Origin of the sequence: Candidatus Magnetaquicoccus inordinatus, assembly GCF_004217665.1 — a bacterium.
GTDB classification, from domain to species: Bacteria; Pseudomonadota; Magnetococcia; order Magnetococcales; family Magnetaquicoccaceae; genus Magnetaquicoccus; species Magnetaquicoccus inordinatus.
The window spans coordinates 1-5,867 of sequence record NZ_RXIU01000223.1 but is presented as its reverse complement, the minus strand read 5'-3'; the positions used below and the strand labels follow the sequence as shown (position 1 = coordinate 5,867).

The following is a 5,867-nucleotide window of genomic DNA, read 5'->3' as shown; positions in this document are numbered from 1 at the left end:
TGTTGGTTTATCCCTGTGATAGATGTTAATAAAATTGATCTGCTACAACTGCTGGAGCGCCATCAAGTCTCCTGCTGAGAAATCTTCGCCCAATTTTTTTCTGCTTCAACCCAACGATATTTATTACCATCGCTTGGAGCAGGGAACGGTGGTTCATACACCCCAGTTGTTTTGTTGCAAACCCATGAAGGATAAGCATCTGGTTTATTTTGTATAAAAACATCAAGAACCGGATCGTATGTTTCACCAGGTGCAGGATAGTGACCACGGAACTTATTGTTGTAGCTGCACTGTTTCCAAATTTTTCCAGGTCCGTGAACACTTTCCAGAAAAGCAATAGCCAACGGTTCACTATCAGGAAATTCAAGATTTCCAATGTTGCTGTTATCTATACAATGCACTGCAACCACGATTCCGTTTTCGTCAATTCTTGCTACGTGCGCCATGGTTATGATCTCCACCGAATAACAACAATGCCTTTCCCGCCTGCTTTTGGTAACCAAACTCCACCCCAATCAAGACCACCTCCACCACCCCCGCCGGTATTGGCTACGCCAGGATCGGCATAAAATACACTTCCATCGGTACCTCTTCCGCCTCCACCCACTCCTGGGGTTAAACCGCCCCAAACCCCACCACCGCCACCACCATATTTGTTGCCATGTCCAGTGCCAGTTTCTATTGCCCATTCTTCATAACCGGATCTACCGTCACCACCTTTGCTGTTTGTTCCTGCTTCTCCAGTTCCGCCACCACCAGACCCACCAGTCCCAGCATGATTGCCACCATTGTATCCTTGCGCTGGGGATGTGCTTGGCATATTGCCTGATCCGCCGCTTGTCGTGCCCCATCCGCCGCCGCCACCACAACCACCAGAAGAACCGTTACTTAGGTTGCCTCCACCACCACCGCCGCCCGTTGCTACGAATCCGTAAAATGATGACGGACTACCGTTTCCACCGTTACCGGTTGTTGGCGCCCCGCCGCCCCCAACAACAACTGCATAGGTGCCGGGAGTTAAGAGTGCAGATCCAATAACAAACCCTCCCCCGCCACCACCTCCGCCATGAAAGCCACCCGCACCTCCGCCACCAACAACGAGACACTCGACATACTTAGCTACCCCAGAGACGACGAAATTTCCATCCCCAGTAAAGACTTGATAACACCAGCCGCTCTGCCTTCCAAACCCAAACGCCTTGGCAGAAGAACCTGCAAGCGTGCTGACAACAGGCGACGCCATATAAATCAGATTGGAAATTTTCTCCTGATCTTTTTTCGTAATGACTGGCTTTGCAGCAAACGCCTCGCTGTTGATTAACCCTACCGCCAACGCAACACAGAAAAATATATTTTTCATGTATTTGCGCATAGCATCACCCGTATTTCGCCACAGACGCCAACACAGCAAAACTGTGCGGATTAGTTACCTCACTGGTTTTGCGGATCGACAATGTATAGGCGTCAATTGCGTTGGCGTTGCCGCTTGTCGGAGCACTCCCCCCCTGCCACTTGGTAGTGACGTTGGTTGCTGCACCGTCAATCATGATTGATGTCGCATATTTTGCCGACGTCCCGTTTGCGCACAAAAAAACAACTGTCAATGCCTCACCAACCGACAACAGGCTAGAAAGTGTTGTTCCACTGTTCCCCCGAATGTTCAGTATGAAATTTGCTGTTGCGGCGCTCGTGTACTCAAGTAGTTGCTGTGTCAGCGCGTCAAAATTCACGGTCGCATCTGCCGCAGCGGCCGAAATAGTGATTTTTTCCACAATTTTTTGGAATTTGGCCTTGCCGGAAAAAGTTTTTTCTCCTGAAATGGTTTGGGTTGTCGTTGTATCGACGGCATCTGTCAACCCGAACCCAGACACAGTTGTCGGTTTATCTGTGATTCCTGTCCATGATGTTGCGCCTGCTGGACCTGCCGGACCTTGTGGGCCTGTGACACCTTGCGGCCCCTGTGGTCCGCTTGCCCCTGTTGCGCCAGCAGGACCAGTATCTCCCGCATCTCCTTTTAGACCCTGCAAACCTTGTGGCCCCTGTGGACCAGTCGCACCTGTGTCCCCTGTCGGACCTTGCGGTCCCTGTGGTCCAGTCGCTCCAGGAGGACCAGCATCTCCGGTTAAATTGAATTGGCCAGTAAGCGGGTTGTAGCGGAAATTATCCATGGCCACCTCAAGCGTATGTCAGTGCGGTACGATTCGCCCAAATCTGGTCAAATACCGCAACTCCGTTGGCAAACAGCGTACTGACCGTCCCATCATTGCCAATGGTTGTGCGCTGAATCAGCCATACTGGATCCGCCTCACTGCTGCCTGGATAGGCATACCCCTGGTAAATCGTCTGATCCAATCCTGCAGAGACCGTAGCCACGCGAAGAGTTAAAAACCGTCCCCCGTCCAACATGACCGGCAAATCACGGCGCTGTAAATCGCTACTGTTAAACATGCTCTCCTCCTAGCAAGTGGCGATTAATAATATCCATAACCTCTCCCATCTCCTCATCCTGTATCGCCAAAAATGGCCTGGGAGGGATGGTTACTCTCTTGTTTCTGCCTGCCTGCCCACCAAACTGGTGAATCGCTGCATAAATAAGGTTGGTGCCAACTGCGGCAGACTCAGAAGATGATCGGGCATTAATGGATGCGGCCAGACGTCCACTATCCTGCAACGTCTTTCCTCCCTCTCGTTCGGCACGGATTGACCTATTCCATGGTGGCCTACCCTCACGAGCAAAATTCTCCTCTACTGAGTCGGCCATTACCCCGGCAATCTCCCGGAATGCTGCTGACATATCTGCACCCTGGGCAGCCAAACGACCCAGCAATCCGGACACAGCACTGCTTCCTACATTGATCTGAATCAAATCATTCATATTGCTTTCCACGCTGCTTGCGAGTAGTATTGGTCTTGATCGGGGCAGGATTTAGGGTTGTGAAGCGGCACGTGCACCTTAATCCTACTGGTGCCGACAGTTCCGCACTTGTCGGGCACCCCTAACCCCCGATCATTTCTTCCACATCAAGCTACCGGTGCGCTGTCTGTTTAGCTCTACATCCCTCATCCGAATCACATTCCATAACAAACTGCCGTCCTGACTTTCCCGCACTACCGACAATAAATCCCGTTGATCTTGAAACAGCCCGATGTATCGCTTCCTAAACCCATCTGCATACTCTGTCAGCCAAATTTCATAAGGACTTTCTAAGGTTGGAACGATATAGTTTGCTGTTACTTCTCGGCGATGTTCTCGCTTAGCAACCACATGCGGCAAGTATTCTGCCCGGATAATAACCAAATCCACAGGAGTACGAACTACACGGACAGGATTTTCCTTGCTCACTCCCAGAGCGGTTTGCAATATCTGAAGAGCCTCGTTGGCATCCTTGCCAACCTTCAATAAAGAAGGAGATGGCAAACGCAAATCATTACCAACATCGCGCAAATCTGATCGCCCATACTCTTGCCAACTTTTTTGTCCGGGTAAAGATTGAATGCAATTTTTGCCATCGCTCTCTGCATACGCCACACCCCCCAAACAATCAGGCAGCAGCCCGTTTTTGTCCCATCTGCTCCAGGCAGCTCCTGGGTTATAGTCCCAACCCGTATCGGGCGCAAAACGGCCACCAGGCAGTCTGAGAGCAATTGATGGAGCCAGAGGATCCTCGCCCTGATCCAGTTGAACCATATAATCGCTTGATTTTTCGAGCTCATAACCACCACGTTGCATTGCAGATTCAGACAAAGCGCGCACCCGGCAGCGACAACGAAAACCGTTCGGTGGATAGATATGCGCCCAGACGGGATCGTCATAGCGGAAAATACGGCCATTAAGGGTGGCATGAGATTTCCGAGTACGACTATCCATTACCGCTACATACATCCAGTACGGACGCGACTGGGCATTTTCCAGCATCTGCTTGTAGCGGCCAGCCATATAAGCCGTCTGCATATTGGTGCGAAAAATGGTCTCCAAACGCAGCGGTGAACCCAGTTCAACCAACTGCTCGCCGCCATCTGGATGCGCCACCCACTTTTCACCCCACCATCCCTTGGCTTGCAGGATCGGAGTCAGATCCTTGGCAAACATGCGCTCTGTGCGACCCTCCTGCCGCGCACTATTGAGCGCCTGGTGAATATCCGTTAACAGATCCAAACCCATCGCCTTGGCAACCGTAAATGACTTGCCATGCTCTGGACCGCTCAGATCCCGCCAACTCCAGGAAACCCGCCTATCCTTGCCAGATAAATAGCGCAGCGCCTCTTCCGGTGGATGATTGATCAGATAGGCCAAATCACTCTCAGGCTGAGTCGGCATCGAGGCGCCCCCACACTTCACCGGCCATGATTATCCGATCCAGCAACTCCGCCAGTTGTTGATAATTCATCTCTCGATAGATCTCACCCAATTGCACCAACAACTCCTGCGCTGTAGCTCCCTCCTGGAGTCGTGAGATAAATGGAGCTAACAAGGCAGTCATGGCTGCATGGATTTGCTCGGCAGGAAGCTGAACAGCATCAATCGCCTGCTGGGCAGGATAAGGTGACGCCTCGGCAAAGGCAGGCTCCTGTTGCTTCTGCTCTGCAGCAAGATCCTTCCCGGCGGGATCGGGCGCAACCATTGGCGCAGACTGTTCTTTCTCCTCCCAATCGCCGCCATATACCTCTTCGACATGTTTTTTGCTCGGTCGTAAACCGGTCGTTTCAGATATGGTTTTTTCTCTTTCTGCGCGGCGGTTAAGATCTTCCGGCTCTTCGGTCATGAACACCAACCGAGGCGTTACCGCCCCAGGAAAATTCCAATCACTCAACCATACTGAAACGCTGCGATTAAAGCTGGAGGCAATCAAATTACCGTCGGCACGCACCACGCTGCCCAGCATGCGTTCATGCACCTGCGCTTGCGACAAGGAAGATCCATCGCTGGTGGTCATGTTTTGAGTCAAAATCAGACGAGTGATCGATTCGTTCAAGATTCTGGTCAAATCGGCATAGTCAGCCTGCCCGCTGCGTGTGGCTTCCAACAGACGGATGATCATGCCCTGCGGAATGATAATCCCTGACTGACTGCGCAAGCCATCAACCGCTTGCAACAGCTTTTTTTGTTCCTCTTCAGTCGTGCCAAGCGGAAACTCCCCAACCGCAGAGGGCTGGCCAAACTTGTCCAGGAAGGATAGCCAAGCACGTATCCCGCCCCGTTTGAAACGAACCAGCCAGTACAACCAGTGCGCCAGACCCAGGCCGTAAGGCTCATCATCATTATCGGCACCACAACAAAAATGCCAAAATTTACGATCAGGAAGCAGCTCACCTTGCGGATTGGCGCCGGTCAACAGACGCAAAGAGCCGTCAGGAGAAAAGGCAAAGCGACGCTGTTTGCGTACCTTGATCTCTTGCAAAACAACTTGGTCATACTCCACACCCCACATGCACTCGGCCACGGCATACCCATAAAAAAGGGCATACAACATCTTCTCGGTAATGCCGTCAAAATCAATTTTTTCAAGCTGCTTTTGCAGCGACTCGGCTGCCAACCGATCCATTCGACTCTTTCCGCCCGGTTCAACCCGCCACTCGGTTGCCGTCAAGGCCAAAAAACGCTGCTGGAGCGCTGTTTTGACCGTATCATCACGCAACACCTCTTCGTAAGCGCCCAAAGCGGCACCACCCAGCATGCGCAACACACTATCCTGTACTGGCAACAATGCCATGGCGTCCACATAACCGCGGGTAATGTCTCTGCCGGAAGAGATTGAGGCAACTGCACCAAAGGGAGGTTTTATCTGTTTTTTTAACTCTTTTTTGCCCATGCTCAGTATCCTTCCAGATTGATGCGTCCACCTACCGCACCCCACCCCACATTTGAC

At 51.8% G+C, this 5,867-nt stretch carries 7 protein-coding genes; all 7 read right to left on the bottom strand.

The window, feature by feature from the left end; translation table 11 throughout:
• Positions 1-62: 62 nt before the first annotated feature.
• The 7 genes from EJP87_RS13340 to EJP87_RS13305 all read right to left on the bottom strand — a co-directional run bounded on the left by EJP87_RS13340 (position 63) and on the right by EJP87_RS13305 (position 5,810).
• Positions 63-446: a hypothetical protein gene (locus tag EJP87_RS13340; protein ID WP_130472364.1), complete on the bottom strand. Its 384-nt coding sequence runs from the start codon at positions 444-446 to the stop codon at positions 63-65.
• A gap of 2 nt (positions 447-448) precedes the next feature.
• The gene (locus EJP87_RS18855; RefSeq protein ID WP_193771382.1) at positions 449-1,372 is read right to left on the bottom strand and encodes a glycine-rich domain-containing protein; all 924 of its coding nucleotides are present in this window, start codon (positions 1,370-1,372) and stop codon (positions 449-451) included.
• A 4-nt stretch (positions 1,373-1,376) separates the two neighbouring features.
• Positions 1,377-2,168, bottom strand: a complete 792-nt coding sequence (locus EJP87_RS18850) for a collagen-like protein (protein WP_130472363.1) — start codon at positions 2,166-2,168, stop codon at positions 1,377-1,379.
• A gap of 7 nt (positions 2,169-2,175) precedes the next feature.
• Positions 2,176-2,448: a hypothetical protein gene (locus tag EJP87_RS13320; protein WP_130472362.1), complete on the bottom strand. Its 273-nt coding sequence runs from the start codon at positions 2,446-2,448 to the stop codon at positions 2,176-2,178.
• On the bottom strand, positions 2,441-2,875 hold the full coding sequence (locus EJP87_RS13315; protein ID WP_130472361.1) for a phage virion morphogenesis protein: 435 nt from the start codon (positions 2,873-2,875) through the stop codon (positions 2,441-2,443). Before EJP87_RS13315 ends, EJP87_RS13320 begins: the two co-directional genes overlap by 8 nt.
• 132 nt (positions 2,876-3,007) lie before the next feature.
• Positions 3,008-4,318 carry a phage minor head protein gene (locus EJP87_RS13310; RefSeq protein ID WP_130472360.1) on the bottom strand — a complete coding sequence of 437 codons (1,311 nt, stop codon included), beginning with the start codon at positions 4,316-4,318 and terminating at the stop codon, positions 3,008-3,010.
• Positions 4,302-5,810 (bottom strand): DUF935 domain-containing protein, encoded by a 1,509-nt coding sequence (locus EJP87_RS13305; RefSeq protein WP_130472359.1) that lies wholly within the window; start codon positions 5,808-5,810, stop codon positions 4,302-4,304. Before EJP87_RS13305 ends, EJP87_RS13310 begins: the two co-directional genes overlap by 17 nt.
• Between the last annotated feature and the right edge of the window lie 57 nt (positions 5,811-5,867).

Coding starts and splice junctions, on each gene's coding strand:
- EJP87_RS13305 (WP_130472359.1), bottom strand. CDS start 5,810: ATGGGCAAAAAAGAGTTAAAAAAACAGATAAAACCTCCCTTTGGTGCA.
- EJP87_RS13320 (WP_130472362.1), bottom strand. CDS start 2,448: ATGTTTAACAGTAGCGATTTACAGCGCCGTGATTTGCCGGTCATGTTG.
- EJP87_RS13310 (WP_130472360.1), bottom strand. CDS start 4,318: ATGCCGACTCAGCCTGAGAGTGATTTGGCCTATCTGATCAATCATCCA.
- EJP87_RS13315 (WP_130472361.1), bottom strand. CDS start 2,875: ATGAATGATTTGATTCAGATCAATGTAGGAAGCAGTGCTGTGTCCGGA.
- EJP87_RS18855 (WP_193771382.1), bottom strand. CDS start 1,372: ATGCGCAAATACATGAAAAATATATTTTTCTGTGTTGCGTTGGCGGTA.
- EJP87_RS18850 (WP_130472363.1), bottom strand. CDS start 2,168: ATGGATAATTTCCGCTACAACCCGCTTACTGGCCAATTCAATTTAACC.
- EJP87_RS13340 (WP_130472364.1), bottom strand. CDS start 446: ATGGCGCACGTAGCAAGAATTGACGAAAACGGAATCGTGGTTGCAGTG.